This is a genomic window from Desemzia sp. FAM 23990 (genome assembly GCF_045528485.1).
In the GTDB taxonomy this organism is placed as follows: domain Bacteria; phylum Bacillota; class Bacilli; order Lactobacillales; family Carnobacteriaceae; genus Desemzia.
Genome location: NZ_JBGQQW010000018.1, coordinates 13,129 through 34,816 on the forward strand (window position 1 = coordinate 13,129; position 21,688 = coordinate 34,816).

Annotated in this window: 19 protein-coding genes; all 19 read right to left on the bottom strand. The window is 37.4% G+C overall.

The features are described 5' to 3' along the window. Positions 1 to 18 precede the first annotated feature (18 nt). The 19 genes from uvrA to ACEN4I_RS08305 all read right to left on the bottom strand — a co-directional run bounded on the left by uvrA (position 19) and on the right by ACEN4I_RS08305 (position 21,606). Complete coding sequence (uvrA, locus tag ACEN4I_RS08215) at positions 19 to 2,856, bottom strand: excinuclease ABC subunit UvrA (protein WP_407102727.1); 2,838 nt, start codon at positions 2,854 to 2,856, stop codon at positions 19 to 21. A gap of 135 nt (positions 2,857 to 2,991) precedes the next feature. Beyond that, positions 2,992 to 3,645: an HD domain-containing protein gene (locus ACEN4I_RS08220; RefSeq protein ID WP_407102726.1), complete on the bottom strand. Its 654-nt coding sequence runs from the start codon at positions 3,643 to 3,645 to the stop codon at positions 2,992 to 2,994. A 128-nt stretch (positions 3,646 to 3,773) separates the two neighbouring features. Further along, complete coding sequence (locus ACEN4I_RS08225) at positions 3,774 to 4,898, bottom strand: cation diffusion facilitator family transporter (RefSeq protein ID WP_407095877.1); 1,125 nt, start codon at positions 4,896 to 4,898, stop codon at positions 3,774 to 3,776. 40 nt (positions 4,899 to 4,938) lie between these two features. Continuing rightward, positions 4,939 to 5,244 (bottom strand): ArsR/SmtB family transcription factor, encoded by a 306-nt coding sequence (locus ACEN4I_RS08230; RefSeq protein ID WP_407102725.1) that lies wholly within the window; start codon positions 5,242 to 5,244, stop codon positions 4,939 to 4,941. Positions 5,245 to 5,373: 129 nt separating this feature from the next. After that, entirely contained in the window at positions 5,374 to 6,051 is a 678-nt protein-coding gene (phoU, locus tag ACEN4I_RS08235; RefSeq protein ID WP_407095875.1) for a phosphate signaling complex protein PhoU, read from the bottom strand. A gap of 191 nt (positions 6,052 to 6,242) precedes the next feature. Then, positions 6,243 to 7,001 (bottom strand): phosphate ABC transporter ATP-binding protein PstB, encoded by a 759-nt coding sequence (gene pstB, locus ACEN4I_RS08240; RefSeq protein WP_407102738.1) that lies wholly within the window; start codon positions 6,999 to 7,001, stop codon positions 6,243 to 6,245. Between the two features lie 20 nt (positions 7,002 to 7,021). Next, the gene (gene pstB, locus ACEN4I_RS08245) at positions 7,022 to 7,828 is read right to left on the bottom strand and encodes a phosphate ABC transporter ATP-binding protein PstB (protein WP_407102724.1); all 807 of its coding nucleotides are present in this window, start codon (positions 7,826 to 7,828) and stop codon (positions 7,022 to 7,024) included. 198 nt (positions 7,829 to 8,026) lie between these two features. After that, positions 8,027 to 8,911, bottom strand: coding sequence for a phosphate ABC transporter permease PstA (gene pstA / locus ACEN4I_RS08250; protein WP_407102723.1), 885 nt, complete (start codon positions 8,909 to 8,911; stop codon positions 8,027 to 8,029). Further along, positions 8,908 to 9,831, bottom strand: coding sequence for a phosphate ABC transporter permease subunit PstC (gene pstC / locus ACEN4I_RS08255; RefSeq protein WP_407102722.1), 924 nt, complete (start codon positions 9,829 to 9,831; stop codon positions 8,908 to 8,910). Before pstC (ACEN4I_RS08255) ends, pstA (ACEN4I_RS08250) begins: the two co-directional genes overlap by 4 nt. A gap of 102 nt (positions 9,832 to 9,933) precedes the next feature. Beyond that, entirely contained in the window at positions 9,934 to 10,803 is an 870-nt protein-coding gene (locus ACEN4I_RS08260; protein ID WP_407095872.1) for a phosphate ABC transporter substrate-binding protein PstS family protein, read from the bottom strand. A gap of 295 nt (positions 10,804 to 11,098) precedes the next feature. Further along, a complete protein-coding gene (phoU, locus tag ACEN4I_RS08265; protein ID WP_407095871.1) occupies positions 11,099 to 11,770 on the bottom strand; it encodes a phosphate signaling complex protein PhoU in 672 nt (223 codons plus the stop codon). Between the two features lie 33 nt (positions 11,771 to 11,803). Beyond that, positions 11,804 to 12,556, bottom strand: a complete 753-nt coding sequence (gene pstB / locus ACEN4I_RS08270) for a phosphate ABC transporter ATP-binding protein PstB (protein ID WP_407102721.1) — start codon at positions 12,554 to 12,556, stop codon at positions 11,804 to 11,806. Continuing rightward, complete coding sequence (pstA, locus tag ACEN4I_RS08275; RefSeq protein WP_407095869.1) at positions 12,556 to 13,371, bottom strand: phosphate ABC transporter permease PstA; 816 nt, start codon at positions 13,369 to 13,371, stop codon at positions 12,556 to 12,558. Before pstA (ACEN4I_RS08275) ends, pstB (ACEN4I_RS08270) begins: the two co-directional genes overlap by 1 nt. Further along, positions 13,368 to 14,231, bottom strand: coding sequence for a phosphate ABC transporter permease subunit PstC (gene pstC / locus ACEN4I_RS08280; protein ID WP_407095868.1), 864 nt, complete (start codon positions 14,229 to 14,231; stop codon positions 13,368 to 13,370). The genes pstA (ACEN4I_RS08275) and pstC (ACEN4I_RS08280) overlap by 4 nt, the downstream gene beginning before the upstream one ends. A gap of 226 nt (positions 14,232 to 14,457) precedes the next feature. Continuing rightward, positions 14,458 to 15,369, bottom strand: a complete 912-nt coding sequence (locus ACEN4I_RS08285) for a substrate-binding domain-containing protein (protein WP_407095867.1) — start codon at positions 15,367 to 15,369, stop codon at positions 14,458 to 14,460. Positions 15,370 to 15,798: 429 nt separating this feature from the next. Beyond that, positions 15,799 to 17,574, bottom strand: coding sequence for a two-component system histidine kinase PnpS (pnpS, locus tag ACEN4I_RS08290; RefSeq protein WP_407127708.1), 1,776 nt, complete (start codon positions 17,572 to 17,574; stop codon positions 15,799 to 15,801). Further along, entirely contained in the window at positions 17,571 to 18,296 is a 726-nt protein-coding gene (locus ACEN4I_RS08295) for a response regulator transcription factor (RefSeq protein WP_407095865.1), read from the bottom strand. Before ACEN4I_RS08295 ends, pnpS begins: the two co-directional genes overlap by 4 nt. Before the next feature lie 30 nt (positions 18,297 to 18,326). Continuing rightward, positions 18,327 to 19,502 carry a PDZ domain-containing protein gene (locus ACEN4I_RS08300; RefSeq protein WP_407095864.1) on the bottom strand — a complete coding sequence of 392 codons (1,176 nt, stop codon included), beginning with the start codon at positions 19,500 to 19,502 and terminating at the stop codon, positions 18,327 to 18,329. A gap of 898 nt (positions 19,503 to 20,400) precedes the next feature. Further along, entirely contained in the window at positions 20,401 to 21,606 is a 1,206-nt protein-coding gene (locus tag ACEN4I_RS08305; protein ID WP_407095863.1) for an NlpC/P60 family protein, read from the bottom strand. Positions 21,607 to 21,688: the final 82 nt, after the last annotated feature.

Below are 21,688 nucleotides of genomic sequence, written 5' to 3' on the forward strand. Positions count from 1 at the left end.
TTTTTGCACTCATTACTTTTATTTTTTAGATTTTACTTTTTCTAAAACTTCTTTTAAATATTTTCCAGTGTAGCTTTCTTTAACGGCTGCCACATCTTCAGGTGTTCCCTTAGCAACGATAGTACCGCCGCCTTCTCCTCCTTCAGGACCTAAATCGATCACGTAATCTCCTGTTTTTATAACATCGAGATTATGTTCGATCACAAGAACAGTATTTCCAGCTTCTACTAATCTGTCCAAAACTTCCAATAAACGTGCGATGTCATCTGTATGCAATCCGGTAGTCGGTTCATCCAGAATGTAGAAATTTTTTCCATTTGAGCGTTTATGCAGTTCACTGGCTAATTTCATCCGTTGGGCTTCCCCACCTGATAATGTCGTAGCAGATTGTCCCAAAGTAACATACCCCAGTCCAACATCCACGATGGTTTGCAATTTGCGATGGATTTTTGGAATTGCTTTAAAAAATACTACAGCATCGTCAATCGTCATGTTCAATACATCAGAGATGCTTTTTCCTTTGTATTTGACTTCAAGCGTTTCAGAATTATAGCGTGCACCATGACACACTTCACAAGGAACATATACATCCGGCAAGAAATGCATTTCAATTTTCAAAATACCGTCACCTTTACAAGCTTCACAGCGACCGCCTTTTACATTGAAACTAAAACGGCCTTTTTTGTATCCTCTTATTTTCGCTTCATTGGTACTGGCGAATAAGTCTCGGATATCGTCAAACACACTTGTATATGTGGCTGGATTGCTTCGAGGAGTACGTCCAATCGGACTTTGGTCGATACTTACAATTTTTTCGATTGATTCATATCCAGACATCGATTTGAATTTTCCGGGTTTCTTTTTCGCTCGGTTGATTTCTCGTTTAAGAGCTCGTTTCAAAATAGTGTTTACCAAAGAACTTTTTCCTGAACCTGAGACTCCTGTCACTACTACAAAACGGCCCAGAGGAAAATCAACATCCAAGTTTTTCAAATTATTTTCTTGGGCTCCAATAATACGAATGGCTCCCTTGTCTTCTGTACGACGGACAGCGGGTACCGGAATAAATTTTTCTCCGGATAAATAAGCACCTGTTAAAGAGTTTTTATTTTTCTCCACTTCTTCCGGAGTTCCTGTTGCAATGATTTCCCCACCATTGTTACCTGCTCCCGGTCCAATATCTACTAAATAATCCGCAGCCCGCATCGTATCTTCATCGTGTTCTACAACGATCAGAGTATTTCCCAAATCCCGCATTTTTTTCAAAGAACCGATTAAGCGGTCGTTATCTCGTTGATGCAACCCAATGGAAGGCTCATCTAAAATGTATAATACACCTGATAGGTTAGAACCAATTTGCGTAGCTAATCGAATACGTTGAGCTTCTCCACCTGATAAGGTCCCAGCTGTACGAGCTAACGTCAGATAATTCAACCCCACATCTTTCAGGAATGTTAATCGGTCATGCAGCTCTTTAACGATTGGTTCAGCAATAGCGGTTTCTTGTTCGCTTAATTTTAACTGGTCAAAGAACGTAACCGAATGTTCAATAGGGTATTCACACACTTCTCCAATATTTTTCCCATTGATTTTTACAGATAAAGCTTGCTCATTCAACCGTTTCCCGCCACATACTTGACATGGTAGTTCAGTCATGTATTGACGCATCTGCTCACGTGTATAGTCACTGCTCGTTTCATTGTAACGACGATGGATATTCGTTAAGACTCCTTCAAACGGCATTTCTGTATCCCTCACACCGCCAAAATCGCTTTTATAATGGAAGTGGAACAATTTACCTTTTGACCCATTTAACACTAAATCCTGTTGTTCTGCTGGTAAATCTTGAAATGGTTTGTCCATATCGATCTTGAACTTTTTACAAGCTTGTTTTAATAACTGTGGATAATAATTAAAACTAATGGGCTTCCAAGGAATAATGGCGTCTTCGTTTAAGCTAAGTGAACGGTCGGGAATCACTAAATCAACGTCTACTTCTAGTTTTGCTCCAAGACCATCACATTCTGAACAAGCCCCAAAAGGAGCATTAAAAGAGAATAAACGCGGTTCAAGATCTCCAACTGTGAAGCCGCAGTAAGGACATGCATAATGTTCACTGAAGAGAACTTCTTCTTGTCCAATAATATCTGCTATTGCGTAACCATCTGCTAATGTCAAAGCCGCTTCTAACGACTCAAATAAGCGCGAACGGTTGCTTTCTTTGATAACAATTCTATCTATGATAACATCAATATCATGTTTTTTATTTTTTTCCAATTCGATATCATCGGAGATATCATACATTTCTTTATCCACTCTGACGCGTACATAGCCTTCGCTTTTGATTTTCTCAAAGACTTTTTTATGTTGCCCTCTTTTGCCATAGATAACAGGGCCTAAAATTTGGATTTTTGTTTTTTCAGGGTATTCCATCAATCGGTCTACCATCTGTTCGATCGTTTGACTGCTGATTTCGGTACCATCATTTGGACATATCGGATGTCCTACACGAGCATATAATAAACGTAAGTAATCATTTACTTCCGTAACAGTTCCTACAGTGGAACGCGGATTGTTGCTCGTTGTTTTTTGATCTATCGAAATGGCTGGACTTAACCCGTCAATGCTGTCCACATCAGGTTTGTCCATTTGACCTAAAAATTGTCGTGCATAAGAAGACAGACTTTCAACATAGCGTCTTTGCCCTTCTGCATAAAGAGTGTCAAAAGCTAATGAACTTTTTCCAGAACCAGAAAGTCCGGTAAAGACGACTAGTTTATCGCGTGGAATCGTAAGATCGATATTTTTTAAGTTGTGTGAACGGGCACCATGAACAACAATTTTATCATTCGGCATTTTTCTACATCCTTTATTTTTAGTGTTTAATGGTTATCATTTTTATTTTAACGCGAAACAAAAGAATAGGACAATGTTATGGATCCTATCCTTTTACTATTTTATCACAATTCCTTTTTATTATCGAACATTTGTTCACTTAGTTGTTTTTTCTTCCATTCCTTCTACGATTCTTTGAGAGATCACTTGAATCTGTGCCTGATTAATGTAATCACCACTAAGCAGATCAGGCAAGATTTCTTTAATCAAATATTGTACACAATCTAAATGATTGTATTGAACGATCGTGCTTAAAGATTCTTCATAGATCTCATCAAAAACAGGTTCTGGATTCCCTTTTTGAATCTCTCCAAATGATTCATACAGCAAATCGATTTTATCTGCTACAGCTAAAATCTGGCCTTCCAACGATTCATCTTTGCCTTCTTTCATTCGATTGATATAGGCTTTTTGAAACTCTTCTGGTATGACGGTCTCAATGAAATTCTTAGCCATTTTTTCTTCTACATTCGCCAGTTTTTCTCTTAACGAAGGATCCGCATACTTCACAGGTGTTTTGATGTCTCCGATAAACAATTCTGTATAATCATGATTCAATGCTTTTTCATAAAGAGAGCGCCAATCTATTTTATTTCCAGCTTGTTCCTCAACAGTCCCTAAAAATTGCGCTATTTGTGTCACTTTAAAAGAGTGAGCAGCTACAGAATGCTCTTCAAATTTAAATTTTCCCGACAAACGAATGATATTCTCTAAATCACTCAAGCTCTTAATGTATTGATGCATACCCATGTATACCACCCTTTCTTAAAAACAGTAAATTTTTTCTATACTAGCATACTTCTTACAGCATTGCAAAGAATCCACTGGCTAAAAGGATACAAGACTAGTTAGGAGCATTTTCTAACTAGTCTTGTGTCTTAGTGAATTAAATTTTCCATGTCAACTACGACTTCAATTGTCGAATGAGTCACATTGTTATCTGTTAACATTAATCGGATCTGTTCTCGAATGTTTTCGAATTCATTGACGTCTTCTGTAGACACATACACTGTCACAGCAAAAGCATTCTCCTCGCCATCGATCGACCACATATGCAAATGAGAGACACCATGCACGTAGTCGATACCGAGGATTTTCTTATCTAACTGACGTATGTCTACACCTTCTGGAACAGATTCTAGGAATACATTCGCAGAATTTAAAAAGTTGGGGATGGTTCTGCTGAGTATGAAAAGCGCGATCCCAATGGATAATAGCGGATCAAGAATGTACCATTCTTGATATCTTAATACCACACTGACGATCAATACTCCTGCCCATCCCAGAACATCTTCTAACATGTGCAAGCTAAGGACTCTTTCATTTGCAGATGACCCTTTACCCATTAACCAAGTAGCAAATCCATTGATTGCAATAGCTATGATAGCCATCCAAAACATCCCCTGTGAGTTAACAGGTTCTGGATTGAACAGCAATGGAACACTGTGGATAACGACCAACACAGAACCAGTCATCAGTACAATAGAAGTCGTTAGAGCACCTAGTAATGAAAATCTTCTGTGTCCGAAGCTGTATTTTTCATTGGCTTCTTTGTTAGAGATTTTTTGGAATCCCCATGCCAAACCAATAGAAAGCGAATCTCCTAAATCATGCACGGCATCTGACAGTATAGCAGCACTATTAAAGAGAAAACCAAACACAAACTCAACTAATGAGAACAATAGATTCAATACAAAAACCAACTGCATATTTTTGGAAGCTTTTTCACCAGAGTTCATATGATGGTGATGGTGATGTCCTTTCTCATCGTGGTGATGATGGGATTCCTCTCCATTTGTTGGAGCAAAAGTGGTATTCAGGTACATTTTTTCAGCGCTCACGATTTTTTTTACTGCATTTACATCCACATCTTCAGGTACAAAGAGTGCCTTATCGGAAAAATTCACCTGAACTTTTTCTCCGTGTTGTAATTGTTGCAATCTTGCTTCCAGTTTTTTCGCACAGTTTGCACAGTGCATCCCTTGAAGGCTATACTTTTTCATCGGATTTCCTCCTTACAACTTTCTGCATCATTTAATCCCTTTATTCTTGTGCATGCTGGATCACTTGCTCTAGAATTTTATAGATATGCTCATCGATTTGACTATAAATAATATTTTTCCCTTCTCTTCTGGACTTTACCAGTCGAGCTGATTTTAATGTTTTTAATTGATGCGATACCGCCGATTGCTCCATATCTAACTGTTCGGCTATCGCTCCTACATTCAGTTCTCCCCCATCAAGAAGATAGAGAATGGTAATTCTAGTAGGATCACTTAAAACTTTAAGCATCTTACTGACTTTTTGGATCGTTGCTTCACTTAACAGCAATTCTTTATTAGGTTCCATAATTGTCGTCCTTTTCTTTTTATATGTACGGATATTCATATGTTTATATTATCATATGTTTTGCAAAAAGCAAAGGAAAAGATCGCATATTGCTCGATCTTTCCCTTTGCTCTATTTTATCTTTAGCTATTAAATATCATCTAAATGATTTTGAGTATTCAACTCTACTACTTTTCCTGTTTCTAGGTAAACGATCCATTCACTGATATTGGTCGAATAATCTCCAATACGCTCCAAATAAGTCGTTACTCGTAAGTAGTCTGTAGCGCCTAATACGATTTCAGGATCATCTTTCATGAACTTGATACACTTAGTGTAAAGTTCTTTCCCCATCCTATCCACTTCTACATCTAATGAAGCTAATTTTCTCGCTTCTTGCGCATCAAAAATGACATAAGCATCTAATACTTTACGCACAATATGCAATACTTTCACGGACATTTCTTGAATCCCTTTTTCAATATCGTATTCTCTTTTAGTTCCTTTTACACGAATGGTCGATTTAGAGATACTCACAGCGTGATCAGCCATTCTTTCTAAGTCGGAAGTAGCTTTCATCACCGTAATGATTTTTCTAAGGTCCGTTGTAACTGGTTGTTGCAGCGCAATCAGTTCAATACAGTCTTTTTCCAATTCGATTTCAAGGCGATTGATGTGAACGTCATTATCGATTACTTCTTGTGCTAAATCTTTATCGTGTTTAATAAAAGCTTCTACAGATTTTTCAATTGCTTCATGTACTGCTTTTCCCATTTGAAAAAAGTGTATGTGTAAATCATTTAGTTCTTCTTCGAATACCTGTCTCATTTGCTATCACCTTCATCTTATAATTTCTTTTAGTTCTTAAATTACATTTAAGAAAGCCCTTTTCATATACTTCATTATGCACTGAAACGAGGAAAAAATCCATTATTTACTATTGTATAATGAATGAAGACCCAGAATATTGTTCATTATATAAAAAAGAGATGGAAATTTCCCACCTCTTTTAATACTTATTAACCAAAACGTCCTGAAATGTAATCTTCAGTTTCTTGCTGATTTGGATTGGTGAAAATCTGTCTCGTTTTACCATGTTCGATAAGGTGTCCCTGCAAGAAGAAGGCTGTGTTGTCAGATATACGAGAGGCTTGTTGCATATTATGCGTTACCATGATCATCGTATAATTTTCTTTTAGTTCCAACAACATATTTTCAATTTTCCCACTAGAAACCGGGTCTAATGCACTCGTCGGCTCATCCAGCAAGATAATTTCTGGTTCAATGGCGATAACTCGAGCGATACAAACTCTTTGCTGTTGTCCACCAGATAACGCTAACGCACTGTCATGAAGCTTATCTTTTACGTCATCCCAAACAGCAGCTTTTTTCAAACTTTCTTCAACAATATGTTGGATTTTTTGTTTGTCTTTCATTCCGCTGATTCGAAGTCCATAAGCTACGTTATCAAAAACAGAGAAAGGAAATGGGTTCGGTTGTTGGAATACCATTCCAATTTTTTTTCTCAATTCTACAGTATCCATTTTGGGACTATAAATATCTTTGCCTTTATATTTTACTTGTCCAGTGATCGTTACATCTTGAATCAAGTCATTCATTCGATTAAGTGTTCTTAAGTAGGTTGATTTTCCACACCCACTAGGACCAATAAGAGCAGTAATTTCATTAGGATTGAAATCAAGTGTGATACCTTTTAAGGCTTCATTCTTACCATAATATAAGTGTACATCGTTCGTCTCAATAATTTTTTCATTCATTACCAACTTGTAGTCCCTCCTTAACCAAAATTACCTGAAACATAATCTTCTGTTTTTTGAATTTTCGGACGTGTAAATACTTTTCGTGTATCATCATATTCCAATACATTTCCTAAATAAAAGAATGCTGTATAATCACTGATACGTGAAGCTTGCTGCATATTATGCGTCACGATAATGATCGTATAGTCTTCTTTTAATTGCAGCAAAGTTTCTTCTACTTGAGCAGTTGAAATAGGATCCAATGCACTTGCAGGCTCATCTAGCAATAGGATGTCTGGTTTCAATGCGATAGCTCGTGCAATACATAAACGTTGTTGTTGTCCACCAGATAAAGCCAATGCACTCTTGTGCAACTGATCTTTTACTTGATCCCATAAGGCTGCTTGTTTTAAACTGGTTTCCACGATCTCATCTAACTTGTTTTTGTCTCTGATTCCATGTCTTTTTAAAGCAAATGCAATATTTTCATAAATGGATTTACTGAATGGGTTTGGTCTCTGAAAAACCATCCCAATATTTTTTCTCATTTCAAATACATCAATATTCGGTGCATTTACATCTACATCTTTATAAATAATTTCTCCAGATATTTTCGCAATTTCAATTTCATCATTCATTCTATTCAAGGATCTCAAATAAGTTGACTTTCCACACCCACTTGGACCTATCAAAGAAGTAATTTTATTTTTTTCAAATTCTAACGATACACCTTTAATGGCTTCGTTGTTTCCGTACCAAACATGTAGATCATTCGTTTTAAGAGCTATCTTTGCATTTTCTTTTAGAGTGATAATGTTTGTATCTTGAGTTGATTGACTTTTCATCTTAAAAGTCCTCCTTCATTGCTGGGGGTCAGAATTAGATAAAGCTGCTTTCTACCAAGGCCTCTCCACATGCTGTAGGTCAGTTGCGGTCGCTTGACTCTTGGTAAAATCATTCTATTTTTTGAGGACAAAGGACGTCCTCTAAAAATAGAATAGATTTTCCTATCGAGTCAGAGCAGCGACCTCCACATGCTAAGTTTATGCGGATGTGGCTTTTTTCTGTAGTTTTCTTCCTAGGTAGCGTGATACTAGGTTGAAGAGCATTACGGCGATGATCAATACTGCAGATGCTCCAGCTGAAACTTCTGCTCCATCTGGCATGACACCTTCACTATTGATTTTCCAGATATGAACCGCTAATGTTTCAGCGGGACGGAAAATGTTTAACGGACTAGTGATAGATTGCGGGTTCCAATTTGTAAAATCGAGTGCTGGTGCACTTTGTCCTGCTGTGTAGATCAGCGCAGCTGCTTCTCCGAAAATACGTCCGGCAGCTAAAATCATACCAGTAATAATTCCCGGTAAAGCTGCAGGCAAGATAACTCTGGTAACTGTTTCCCAACGAGATAAACCTAATGCTAGACCCGCTTCTCTTTGTGTAGCTGGAATAGCTTGTAAAGAATCTTCGATTGTTCTAGTTAACAAGGGCAAGTTAAAAATAGTTAAAGCTAATGCTCCGGAAAGAATGGAAAAACCAAAGTCAAATTGGATAACGAAAATCAAGAAACCAAATAATCCTACTACTACAGACGGCAATGAACTCAACACTTCAATAGCCGTTCGCACAAAATCTGTCATCCAGTTTTGTTTCGCATATTCTGATAAATAAATAGCGGCACCTAAAGCTAGTGGCGTACTGATCAGCATCGTTAGCAACAATAAATAAAATGAATTAAATAACTGGATTCCAACTCCACCACCAACTTGGAAAGATTTTGCAGGAGCAGTTAAAAATTCCCATGAAATTTGAGGCAATCCTCGCCATAAAATGAATAGTAATAAGCTAGCAAGAATCAGTACGATAACTCCCGACATTACGTAAATTACGCCGACAGCAATTTTATCTACTTTCTTCGGATTCATTTTTTCATTGCCCCTTTCTTCCCGATCCAACGTGTCAATATGTTAAAGAATAAAGCCATGACTAAGAGGATGGTTGCTAGAGACCATAATACATTGTTCTCTAACGTTCCCATAACTGTATTCCCCATGCTCATCGTTAAAATACTTGTTAAAGTCGAAGCTGGAGTAATCAAGTCAGTTGGAACAAGAGCAGCATTCCCAATAACCATTTGAACTGCTAAGGCTTCTCCAAAAGCACGTGCCATACCAAATACTACAGCAGTTAACAGACCAGGTGTAGCTGCGCGTAAAACGACCTTATAGATCGTTTGCCAGCGTGTTCCTCCCATTGCTAAGGATGCTTCGCGGTAATGCCTTGGCACTGCATTTAAGGCGTCTACAGCCATACTAGTAACAGTTGGCAAAATCATTACGAACAATACCATTGTAGCGGATAAGATACCAAATCCAGTTCCACCAAAAATATTGCGGATAAACGGTACGATAACTGTTAAACCGATAAAACCATATACTACGGAAGGAATTCCTACCAATAATTCAATAACAGGTTGCAAGATTTTCTTTCCGTTTTTAGGAGAAATCTCAATCATATAAATGGCTGCAGCAATCGCAAAAGGAGTAGCTAATACTGCTGAAAGCAAAGTAACATAAAAAGATCCTAAAATCATCGGCAAAGCCCCTACTAAAGGTGTGCCATTTTCTCCTACTTCACCTGGACGCCACGTATCACCAAATAAAAAATCTATTACGGACACCCCGTTTGTTGTAAATGTGGATAGTCCTTTACTAATTACGAAATATAAAATAGACAACACGACTAATACAATAAAAGCGATACAAATAAAACTAATAGTCCGTCCAAATTGCTCAAATTTACGTTTTTTAGATTTTTGTGTAAATTTACTTTGTGTCTCTTCCAAAAAGAAAACCTCCTTGTACTCATCCGCCTAATGCGCAACGAAAGACGCTGTTCTTTCAAACAATCGTCTCTTTCATATATTTTAACTATCGATTTTTTTGAATTATGGATTTTCTATAGGAGTTGTATTCCCTTCAAAATCCCTTTCTACTTCCATTTTGTTGATGGGAATATACCCTAATGTTTCAATCAAACCGCCTTGTACATCTTCTGACAACATGTACTCTAGAAAATCCTTTGTAAGACCTGTGGGCTCTCCATTCGTATACATGTGCTCATAAGACCAGATGAGCCAATCATTTGTACTGACATTTTCATCTGATGGTTCAATTCCATTAATAGACAAAGCTTCGACATCGTCATTTACGTATGAAAAAGCCACATAACTAATCGTTCCAGGAGTGTTGGCCACGATCTGACGAACTGTCCCGCTGGATTCTTGTTCTTGAGAAACAATACTCTTCAAGTCATCTCCAAGTACCCATTTTTCAAAGGTTGCCCTTGTCCCGCTTCCTGATGAACGATTCAAGACTGTAATAGGAAGATCAACTCCGCCTAATTCTTCCCAGTTGGTGATTTTTCCCGTAAAAATCCCCTGTAACTCTTCAAGTGTCACATTTGTTACTCCAGTCCCAGGTGTCACTATAGGTGTGATACCTACTACGGCAACACGGTGGTCGACTAATTTAGTCTCATCGATTCCGTCGCTTTCTTCCGCAAAAATATCTGAATTTCCAATATCTACTGCTTCTGCAGCGATTTGGCTTAACCCAGTCCCGCTACCACCGCCTTGAACATTAATAAATTTCCCTAAATTTTCTGCACTGTATTGTTCACCGGCTGCTTCTACTAATGGCTGTAAAGCTGAGGAACCCACAGCTGTGATAGACTCTTCGTCCACTACTTCACCACATGCTGTCAACACCAAACCGGCCATTATAGTCAAAAGAACACGGAATTTTTTAAGTTTCATCATGTACCTCCCATGAGATTACCTTTTTTTAAATAGAGTATGTAAATAGTATACATAAAATTAACTCAAATCCATAATACCGATACTTTGTAAATCTTATATAGTCTTATTGTAAATTTTATGTAAAGGGAATGAATGGAAAACCTTTACATAAAATTAAAATATACAAAAAAAGCGTTGAAGTTACACTAACTTCAACGCTTTTTTTATTGCATATTCAAATATTGTCTGTTGAAAAAATTTCTAGTTTTTTTACAATAACTAATATAAAACACAGAATTCCATCATGTATTTCTTAGATACCTTTATTTTTGGTATTCAGCTCTACTACTTTTCCTGTTTCATGGTAAATGATCCATTCACAAATATTCGTGACATAGTCCCCGATTCGCTCTAGATAACCTGCTACTAAAATGTAATCTGTAGCCCCAATCACCAACTCTGAATTCCTTTTCATATCCTCAATGGCTTTTCCAGTGATCGTATGAGCAGCTTTATCAATCTTTCTGTCGTTCAAAGCAATTTCTTCGGCTTTTTCTACATCGTATTTTAGATAGGCTTCTAAAACGACTTCGACACTTTCTTTTACTTTTTCAGCTAAATCAGCAATATCTGCTTCTATTTCTGGAACACGTTTGTTGCCTTTCACTCGAATAGTCGATTTTGAAATACTTACTGCGTGGTCTCCCATCCGCTCTAAGTCCGCGCTAGCTTTCATCACTGTAATGATTTTCCGTAAATCGCTCGTCACAGGTTGTTGTAAAGCAATCAGTTCAAAACATTTATTTTCCAGCTCTGCTTCTCTGTTATTGATAGCATCATCGTCCTCTATTACAGCATGCGCTAAATCTTTGTCATGATTGACAAACGCTTTTACCGATTTGTAGATAGCTTCATTTACCATCATGCCCATTTCAGAAAAATGAACGTGTAAGTCATTTAATTCTTCTTCAAAATTTTGTCTCATTGAAGGACCTCTTTCTGTTACATATTTTCTACTCTAACCAAATCGTCCTGAAATATAGTCTTCTGTTTGTTTTTTCTCTGGATTGGTAAACATCTTTCTGGTGTCACCAGATTCAATAATGTACCCATTGAAAAAGAAGGCTGTATTATCAGAAACGCGAGATGCTTGTTGCATATTGTGAGTAACCATAACTATAGTATACTTCTCTTTCAGCTCCGTTACCAATTCTTCTATTTTAGCAGTTGAAATGGGATCCAATGCACTGGTTGGCTCATCCATCAATAATACTTCTGGTTGAACAGCTAATGCTCGAGCTATACAGATTCTTTGTTGTTGTCCACCAGAAATAGAGAGTGCGTTCTTGTTTAAGTCATCTTTCACTTCACCCCAAATAGCCGCACCGCGCAAGCTTTTTTCAACGATCTCATCCAACTCTTTTTTATCTTTTACTCCATGTGTTCTCGGTCCATACGCGATATTGTTGTAAATACTCATTGGAAACGGATTAGGTTGTTGGAAAACCATCCCTACATCCTTGCGTAAAGTATTCACATTTGTACTCGAATTATAGATATCTTTACCATCTAATAAAATATCTCCTTCGATTCGGCAGCCTTCTACTAAATCATTCATTCGGTTTAAGCTTTTGATCAACGTAGATTTCCCACACCCAGATGGCCCGATAAATGCTGTGATTTCATTTTTAGGAATCTCTAAGCTTACGCCATGTAAAGCTTGAAAGTCCCCATACCAAAGATTCATATCTTTTATACTAATTTTACTCATTATTTAGTCCCCTTTGTGAGCTTATTGCTAAGAAATGTTGACAGTCCGTTGATGACCAATACAAACAATATCAATACTACACCGGTAGCAAACGATTGATTGACATGGATACCTTCATTTGATAACACATACATGTGTAAAGCTAGCGTTCTTCCTGAAGAAAACAATCCAGTTGGCAAATTAGAAGAAGTGCCCAAGGTGTACATTAAAGCAGCCGTTTCTCCGATCACTCGACCACTGGCTAAAATAACTCCTGCTAAAATACCGGGCATAGCGACTGGTAAAACGACTCTGAAAATCGTTCTCAGTTTTCCAGCTCCTAAACCAAAACTGGCTTCACGAAGAGAATCATTTACTGCCATCAATGCTTCTTCAGTTGAACGGATGATCAAAGGCAGCACCATGATTACAGAAGTCAACACTCCTGCTGCCACACTGTATTGAAAGCCTAAAAAAGTTACAAAGAACAACATTCCAAACAATCCATAAACAATTGACGGTACGGCCGCTAAAGTATCCGTTGCCATACGAATAGCTCCTACTACTTTATTTCCTTTTTTGGCATATTCTACCAAATAAAACCCTGTAAAAACACCGATTGGAGTTGCAATCAATAGCGTTAGTCCTAAAACGATAAAAGTCGTAATCAAAGCAGGCATCAACGATTGATTATCTGGAGTAAATTCCCATGCAAACATATCTGCTGTTAAATGAGGGAGTCCATTTGAAAAGATGTACACTAAAATAAAAACTAGTGAAGCAAATGTGATTGTGGCGGATAAATATACTAGAGAGCGGATAATCTTACTGCTCATGCTTTAGACTCCTTTCGCTTAATAATCATGAAAATTCCATTGATAATTAAGATAAATACGAATAGCACAACACCAGTAGCAATGAGTGCTTCTCTATGATTACCAGCAGCATAGGCCATTTCAAGAACAATATTCGTCGTTAATGTACGTACTCCGCTTGTCAAGTTTTGAGGGATGATCGGTTGGTTCCCAGCAATCAATACGACCGCCATCGTTTCACCGATAGCTCTTCCGACTCCTAAAATGACGGAAGAAATGATACCAGATTTTGCAGCAGGCAACATGACTTTCAGTACCGTGCGTTCATGAGTAGAGCCAAGAGCCATACTTCCTGTGTAATACGATCTAGGTACAGATCGTAAACTAGATTCTGATAAACCGATAATTGTCGGTAAAATCATGATTCCAAGTAAAATCATCGCCGTCAACATATTCATTCCAGTCCCGCCAAAAATGTCACGCATGATCGGAACAATTAGTTGCAATGCAAAGAAACCATAAACAATTGAGGGAATAGCTGCCATTAAGTTAACAGCTGGTTTTAAGATTTTGTGCAGCTTTGGAGGACAAAATTCCGCCATGAAAATAGCTGTTAAAATACCGATCGGTACACCGATAACAATGGCACCGATGGTTACAAAAATTGATCCTAAAATCATTGGTAAAATACCAAATGATGCTGGCGAGTTTGAAGGAGCCCAACGTTCTCCAAACAAAAAATCAGTCAATCCATATTCCATCATAAACGGAACTCCGCCTGCAAACATGAAAATGATAATTAGAATAATTGATAGTACGGATATCAAGGCAGAAAATAGAAATACACCTTGCATAAATCCTTCTAATTTTTTTGCTTTCATGATTATCTCCTTTTTGTGTTACAGATTAAATCATCCATAAATACAATATCATTTAAGGCAGTATACTTATGGATAATTGTAAAATAGTTTACCTAATTTCATTACCCCATAAAAAAAACAACGAGCCTGCTTTAGCAATAAGGCAGGCTCGTAAAGTTGAATGTCTTGTTTTTTCTTACATTCTAAAAGAAGACCAGAAAAATTGGTCTTCTTTTAATTGTTTTACTTATTCAGCAACATCTGCCCAAGTTGTTACTTCACCAGTATAAATTTGTCTTACTTGTTCTGTAGTTAAATCTTCCACTGAATTATCAGGGTGAACGATTACTGCGATACCATCAATTGCAAGCGCCTCTGCAGTTAATTCAGCAAGTTCTTCTTCTTTTAATTCACGAGAAGCCATACCAATATCAGCAGATCCATCCATTGCTGCTGTCATACCAGCAGATGAACCGTTAGATGTGATATCGATCGTTACATCTGGGTTTAAGTTCTTATATTCTTCAACCAATACTTCCATTACAGGAGTTACAGAAGTTGAACCTACAACACTCACATTTCCTGAAAGTCCTTCAGCAGCTTCGTATGCAGGTGCATCTGAAACAGCTTCAACATATCCTTCTCCAACGACTAACTCTTGTCCTTCAGCGCTCATAACAAATGTCCAGAAGTCTTGTGCAACTTCGCTCAATTCACCGCTGTATGCAATGTTGAATGGACGAGCAATTTCATATGAACCGTCTTGAACAGTTTCCGTACTTGGCTCAACTCCATTGATCATTAATGCTTTTACAGTATCATTAATTGATCCCAACGAGATATAACCAATTGATACAGGATCTCCAGCAACAGTGGTCATGACTCCGTTAGTACTGTTTTGAATCGTTGCTCCAGCGTAAGTATTGTCTGTTTCTGTGTCGCCATCTGCAACTAAAACACCAGTGATCTCTGTAAAAGCACCGCGTGTACCTGAACCATCTTCACGTGTGATAACATTGATGGTTTGAGAAGTATCAAAATCTCCTCCCCCAGCATTATCTCCGCTTTCAGTTCCAGCTTCTTCTCCACCGCCACAAGCTGCTAGTAAAAGAGCTGCTCCGGTAGTTAACATATATTTAGATATTTTTTTGAAATCCATTTATTCCCATCCTTTTTGTTTGGTTTTTTGGACTACATCCGCTCGTCCACAAAACCTATCTTAAACTGTGAATATTAATTTTTAATCGACTTTATGTAATGTTTCATTGGGATTATGTAAAGATTATTAACTTCATGTAAAAGGACATGGAGCAAGAAGGTTAGTTGCTCCTTTTTGATCAATCTTTCCTTTATAAGTCTTTAACCTATGTCATTATTTTCGCAAACTTCGATAGACTGTACCTATTAATAGTTATACTCAGCGTGTACATAGCTTAAGAAAAATAGTATTTTTCTATCCGACTTTATCCCCAAATAATCAGTTTCTTGAACCTTTCAGTTGAGTTATCCTCAACTGTAATCGCTGGAAATACACAAAAAAGCTCAAGAAATCTCCACATTTCTGCTGATTTCTTGAGCTTTTATGAGTTTAAATCAAATGATAGGGCAATTTAACTGTGAAGGTGGTTCCAAGTCCTAATTTACTGTGTACAGTGATCGAACCATTTAAGTTCTCCACTAAATACTTCACGATGGATAATCCTAATCCTGTTCCACCAGAGTTTCGGCTTCTCGCTTTATCTACACGATAAAAACGTTCGAAAATCCGGTCTTGTTCATCTTCAGGAATTCCAATACCATTATCACTTACTTCAATAACAGCATATTCATCCTCTTTATGAATCTTCACGACTACTTTCCCTTTTTCTTGAGTATACACAATGGCGTTGTTGATCAAATTAGCTAAGACCTGTTTTAAGCGACTTAAGTCGGTTTGGATACTGACTGTATCTTCTTCAATAATAGAAAGTTCCATTTGTTTACTTTCCGCTTTTTGTTTCACTAATTTGAAAGTTGATTCAATAGCCTCTCGCACCTTCACGTTTTCCGCATTTACAGGAACTTGTTTTTGTTCTACGCGAGATAATTCTAAAATATCGTTGACAATAGAATCTAACCGAATGCTTTCTTTTAACATGATTTCCAGAAATTGATCCAATACTTCTTTGTCTTCCTTCGCTCCGTCTAGAAGTGTCTCTGCAAAGCCTTTTAGAGCTGTTACAGGCGTTCTCAACTCATGAGATGCATTGGCAACGAAGTCTGTCCGGACTTTTTCCAATCTCCTGATTTCCGTAATATCATACAGCAAAACGATCACGTTGAGTTCTCCAGGATTTTTCCCGCTGATCGGAACAATATTGGCATCCACGATCCGATCTTGTGGATAATAGAAATAAATCTCATTATTTTGAGCTTTTTTCCTTCTGTACGCTCTCTCTATAATATGACTTAACCCATAGCTTTTAATGGCTTCCACATAAGTTTTCCCTAACAGTTTAGACGTATCTTCACCTAAAATCCGATTCATGGCTGGATTGACCATTTGGATGTTGCGTTGATCGTCCAGTAGCATGACGCCAATCACTAAATGATTGATCAACTCATACAGTCGTTCATCGTTTTGTCTAATCTCCAACATTTGGTTTTCTAAACTCTCTGCCAGTTCATTTACAGTTGAGCCCAATTTAGAAATCTCTCCAAATCCTTGACCCGAATAACGCACCGTATAGTGTTTTTCAGAAAGCTCTTTTGTCACATCCATAACTTCTTCTATAGGGCTTATAATGCGTTTAGTTGTGAAATACGTGATGATTGACGCTACTAATAAAGCCACAATAATAAATAGAACCAGAGACTGATTAATTTCAGTGTACAACTGAGTAATGGTTTCAACTGGTTGAGACAAACGCAGGATATTAATGAGTTCACCAGTTTCATCAAATAAAGGTACAGCCACATAGTATTCTTCTATCCCTGTACTATTGCTCACCCGGGATCCTATTCCATAAGAACTTCCATCTATAACTGTTTCCACTTCTTCTCTTTTCGCATGATTCTCTAACGTTTCTGCATTTGTTTCAGAATCATAAATAACTGTACCATCTGGTTGAATCAATGTGATTCGTTCATCCAGTTGGACAGACAGAGCATCCATTTGCATTAAAGTGTCAGATATCGGGCTGTTTTCTACGAAGTCATCGGATAAAAAGGAACCCATCAATCGAGCTTGTTCAATCAATGTGTCACTTTGTCGCTCACGAGAATGCGAGTCCAATAGATTATTTAAAAAGACACCGAATACTAAGCTGAACAAAATGAAAATAATCATAAAGGTACTTAAAATCCTTAAATGCAGTTGCTTCATACTTTAGGCGCCTCGAATTTATATCCGAAACCTCTAACAGTACGAATGTATTCAGGATTTTTAGTATCTACTTCGATTTTTTCGCGTAAGTGACTGATATGCACATCCACAATTCGTGTTTCTCCTGCATAATCAAAGTTCCAAATAGCATTAAGAAGCTGCTCACGGCTTAGAATACGATTCAATCTTTTAGTCATATACAAGAGCAGTTCGAATTCTTTTGGTGTCAATTCGATTTGGTCACCGCGAACCACTACTTCATATTGTTGTGGGTAAATGACGATTTCTCCCACTTCGATTTTTTCGTCTTCATTTGGCACATCTGTTTTAGCTTCGTTTTCAGTATTCTCAGAAGGCTCACCCATTCTACGCATGATAGCCTTCATTCGAGCTAAGACTTCCCGAGGGCTGAACGGCTTTGTCATATAGTCATCCGCGCCCAGTTCTAACCCTATAATTTTTTCGAGTTCATCGTCTTTAGCAGTTAACATCAAGATAGGAGTGTTGATCTTTTCTTGACGCAGCTTTTTACAAATATCCATTCCATCCATTGATGGCAACATTAAATCTAAAATAATAAAATCAAATGATTTCGTAACAGCTAACTCGTACCCTTCTAATCCATCAGAAGCCGTTTTAACTGAATAGCCTTCTTTTTCTAAATTAAACGCTAGTAACGTAATAATTGAAGGTTCATCGTCTACGATCAATACTTTTTTCATATTGTTCCTCCGTTAACTTTTTTCATTTTGTCAGGGTAAAAAGACAATTCCAAGTCCATGTGGATCATCAGCGTATAAAGCCGTCTCCGTTAATCGTGGTTCACCGCTGATGTCATTGACTTTTAAATGACAATAAACACTGTTTTTAGCAAGAGCTGCATAGAAGTCATCTTCTGTCTCAATGGGGATTTCATTGCAATAAGTTACTGTTTCTCCTGCCTGCAACTTCATTTTTTCTGCCGGAGTATTAGGTCGGATACCGATGATCTTTAATCCTTTATCCGCAGGTGCATATAGTCGTCGTCCACTTTTTTCTCTCAAATAGTGTCTCCATAGTACAATAACGCCACCTAAGAATAAAACTGTTAATCCGCCTAACAAGATCAAAGAATTCCAAAAAGAACCTGCAACGCACAGGAGCCCGAGTAGAGCTACAAGACTTAATTCCTTAGCTATTTTTTCAGTTGCCTCTTTTGGAACTTGAGATTGAACAGTGTATCTAAATCCAATCAATAGGGGCAACACAAAAAAAGAATAAGTTCCATTTCCAATAGAAAAGACTGGCCACCAATCAAATAACTCAGTAAAGGTTTCACCTGGTATAACAAGCACTAAGGGCATCAACCAAAAAGGCGTCAATGGGTATGTCGCGATTTTCTTCCCTCTCTTGGTTTTATTGAATCTTGGAGAAAAACTCGTCTCTCTTTGATAAAACAAATAAGCTGTTGTTGCAAGTAAACTGAATACTGCAATCATTAAACTATTCTGGATGAGCTGAGCATTCAACCACTCTAGTTGAGTAATCCCCTGATACCAATCATTGATGGGATTCGGTAGTTGATCCACTATTCCAAATCTATCTATTCCAATAATAGCTAAAGCGGATAAAGGAAACGTAAATAGAGGATGAAAAAAGCGTAATCCAGCCAGCAATCCTAGAAGTGCAAATAGTTGATAAAGAACTATAATTTCAATCGTGATCGGTACACCAGCACCAACAATCAAGAGCGAACCGATTAATCCGGGAATCAATCCTTTTGTAAAAAATTGAACCACCTCATGATTGTCTTTATTAATGGCTACGCGAAACAACTTTCGTTCTTGTTTTTTTCTATTAACTGCTAAACTTAGTGCCACCATAACACCGATCAAAAAAGTTGGTTGAATAAAAAAGAGTAGTACTGCACTGAATAGATTACTTACCATATTTTCCCCTTCTTCCCAGCTCCAACATTTATTTTAACAAATAAACATTAGATAATCTTGATTTTTACAAAGACCATACAATTTACATTACTTTTACAAAAATACACAAAAAAACTTTTTACGCATTCTATTTATCTCTACTATACCATAAGGAAACAAAAATATAATTTACTAATGATAAAAAGAGTATTGAAAAAAAGTGCGTTTATTGTATAAGTCTTTATTCTAGAAAGCTGGGCTCTTCTTAATAGTCAGGAAGAAGATTTAGGCGTATGGTTCTATTTCAATTAACAGTGAGGAGGAAACAAAAGCGGACTTAAACTAGGCGATTTTGTTTTTATTCGAGTAGAGTAACGGCACTCAACAGCTTCCTTTGGAGGAATGCTCTGTTCACTGTGAAAAGAGGCCTTCATTTGTGGGAGCAAATGAGGGTTATTCATCAAGTGAGGAATCAAAAATGTCCGACTCGATGAATAAATGGGGTTTATTGATGAAGCAGCGTTCACTTAAGCTCTCAATTGACTAATAAATTGTATTTACTTCTCAAATGAACCTAAAATGAAGTTTCACTTGACTAATAAACTAAAACAATAGAGTTGCTGGCTGTCTCAGATTCATTCATGTTCTCCTCCGAGCAACAATTAACAATTAATGAGAAAATATGGTTTTAGTTTCCAACGTTAAATGCCACAGAACCCAAATTTCACCTCACAGTGGACACCTTTGCCTTCTACTATATGCTTTACCACTGTCAGGTCGCATTCGGGACTTGCACCCGTTAGAGTTCGCCCATGCTGGGCGAACAAAAAGAGGCAGGACTCTAGGTCCTGCCTCCAACGTAAAAGCATTCAATCTCTATTATCGAATAATTAAATGGGGATGCTCTATAATGATTAAATTAGTTTACTCGTCCAAAACCTACTAGGTATTTTGCCCAGTAATATTGATTGATTTCAGCAACTGCTACTCCAGTTGAACTTTGTGCACCAATAAATTTATTGTTTCCTAAATAAATTCCTACATGATCAACTCCACCAGTTTGGCTGAAGAATACTAAATCACCTGGTTGTGCTTGAGATTGAGAAATTTTTGTAGAAGCTGCATATTGTCCGCTTGCTGTACGTGGAAGTGAAATGCCAGCTTTTGCAAAAGCATAGCTTGTAAATCCAGAACAGTCAAATCCAGATGTAGTTGTCCCACCAAATAGATACGGTGTACCACTTACTGAGAATGCTGCATTTTTAACAGTACCCCAAACTCCACCTGCTGGAGAAGTGGTTGCGTTAGCTGTTTGTGCAGCTTTCAATTCAGCTTCTGGAGCAGAAGCTGCTTCTACAGTTGATGCAGATGCAGTTTCTGAATCAGAAGAACTATTGTCCGTACTTGCTGCAGGTGTAACGGCTTCTACTGAAGTCAATAATGCAGCTTCTGTTTCTGCTGCTTCTTTTACACTCAAATAGTAGTCTTTTTGATCTTGAACATCAGCTTTATCAGCTGCAATGGTTGCTACTGCTACTTCTTTTTCAAGCTTTTTAGTTTCTAAATCAGCTTTAGCTGCTTCTAGTTCCGCAGCTAATACATTTTGTTCTTGCAGTTTTTCTTCTGTTGCAGCTTCTGCAGCAGCTACTGCTTCTTTATCTTCATTTTGAGCTGTAACTAGATCTTGATTAGCTTTAACTAAACTAGAAATTACGTCCATCCGTGTCATTGCATCAGCAAAAGTTTCAGATTCTAAAAGAAACTGAACAAAGTTTCCAGTGTTTCCGCTTGTTTGAACAGAACGAGCTTGTGCAGCCAATTTCTCTTCACGGTTTTCAATCGCTTCTGTTAAAGAGTTGATTTCAGATTGTAATTCTTTCAATGTTGTTTGAGCTTCTGTCATTTCTTTTACTAGAGAATCTGCTTTAGATTCATTCTCTTTGATAGAATCAGCAATTTCTACTAGAGTTGCTTGAGCAGATTTCTCTTGTGCTTCTAAATCTGACAATTGTTTGTTTGTACTCTCAATATCTGAATCGATTGATGCATAAGCCGTTATCGGCGATACCACTGTAGTAAACCCTAATACTGTAAGCAATGCTAGATGGACTAATTTCTTTTTCACGATGTTTCCCCCAATTATTCGATAAGTTTTTGACTGATAGTTGCTTTACACTTGACTAGTTCTTTAACATTTTTGACTTTGT

Coding starts and splice junctions, on each gene's coding strand:
- uvrA (WP_407102727.1), bottom strand. CDS start 2,856: ATGCCGAATGATAAAATTGTTGTTCATGGTGCCCGTTCACACAACTTA.
- ACEN4I_RS08220 (WP_407102726.1), bottom strand. CDS start 3,645: ATGGGTATGCATCAATACATTAAGAGCTTGAGTGATTTAGAGAATATC.
- ACEN4I_RS08225 (WP_407095877.1), bottom strand. CDS start 4,898: ATGAAAAAGTATAGCCTTCAAGGGATGCACTGTGCAAACTGTGCGAAA.
- ACEN4I_RS08230 (WP_407102725.1), bottom strand. CDS start 5,244: ATGGAACCTAATAAAGAATTGCTGTTAAGTGAAGCAACGATCCAAAAA.
- phoU (WP_407095875.1), bottom strand. CDS start 6,051: ATGAGACAGGTATTCGAAGAAGAACTAAATGATTTACACATACACTTT.
- pstB (WP_407102738.1), bottom strand. CDS start 7,001: ATGAATGAAAAAATTATTGAGACGAACGATGTACACTTATATTATGGT.
- pstB (WP_407102724.1), bottom strand. CDS start 7,828: ATGAAAAGTCAATCAACTCAAGATACAAACATTATCACTCTAAAAGAA.
- pstA (WP_407102723.1), bottom strand. CDS start 8,911: ATGAATCCGAAGAAAGTAGATAAAATTGCTGTCGGCGTAATTTACGTA.
- ACEN4I_RS08260 (WP_407095872.1), bottom strand. CDS start 10,803: ATGAAACTTAAAAAATTCCGTGTTCTTTTGACTATAATGGCCGGTTTG.
- phoU (WP_407095871.1), bottom strand. CDS start 11,770: ATGAGACAAAATTTTGAAGAAGAATTAAATGACTTACACGTTCATTTT.
- pstB (WP_407102721.1), bottom strand. CDS start 12,556: ATGAGTAAAATTAGTATAAAAGATATGAATCTTTGGTATGGGGACTTT.
- pstA (WP_407095869.1), bottom strand. CDS start 13,371: ATGAGCAGTAAGATTATCCGCTCTCTAGTATATTTATCCGCCACAATC.
- pstC (WP_407095868.1), bottom strand. CDS start 14,231: ATGAAAGCAAAAAAATTAGAAGGATTTATGCAAGGTGTATTTCTATTT.
- ACEN4I_RS08285 (WP_407095867.1), bottom strand. CDS start 15,369: ATGGATTTCAAAAAAATATCTAAATATATGTTAACTACCGGAGCAGCT.
- pnpS (WP_407127708.1), bottom strand. CDS start 17,574: ATGAAGCAACTGCATTTAAGGATTTTAAGTACCTTTATGATTATTTTC.
- ACEN4I_RS08295 (WP_407095865.1), bottom strand. CDS start 18,296: ATGAAAAAAGTATTGATCGTAGACGATGAACCTTCAATTATTACGTTA.
- ACEN4I_RS08300 (WP_407095864.1), bottom strand. CDS start 19,502: ATGGTAAGTAATCTATTCAGTGCAGTACTACTCTTTTTTATTCAACCA.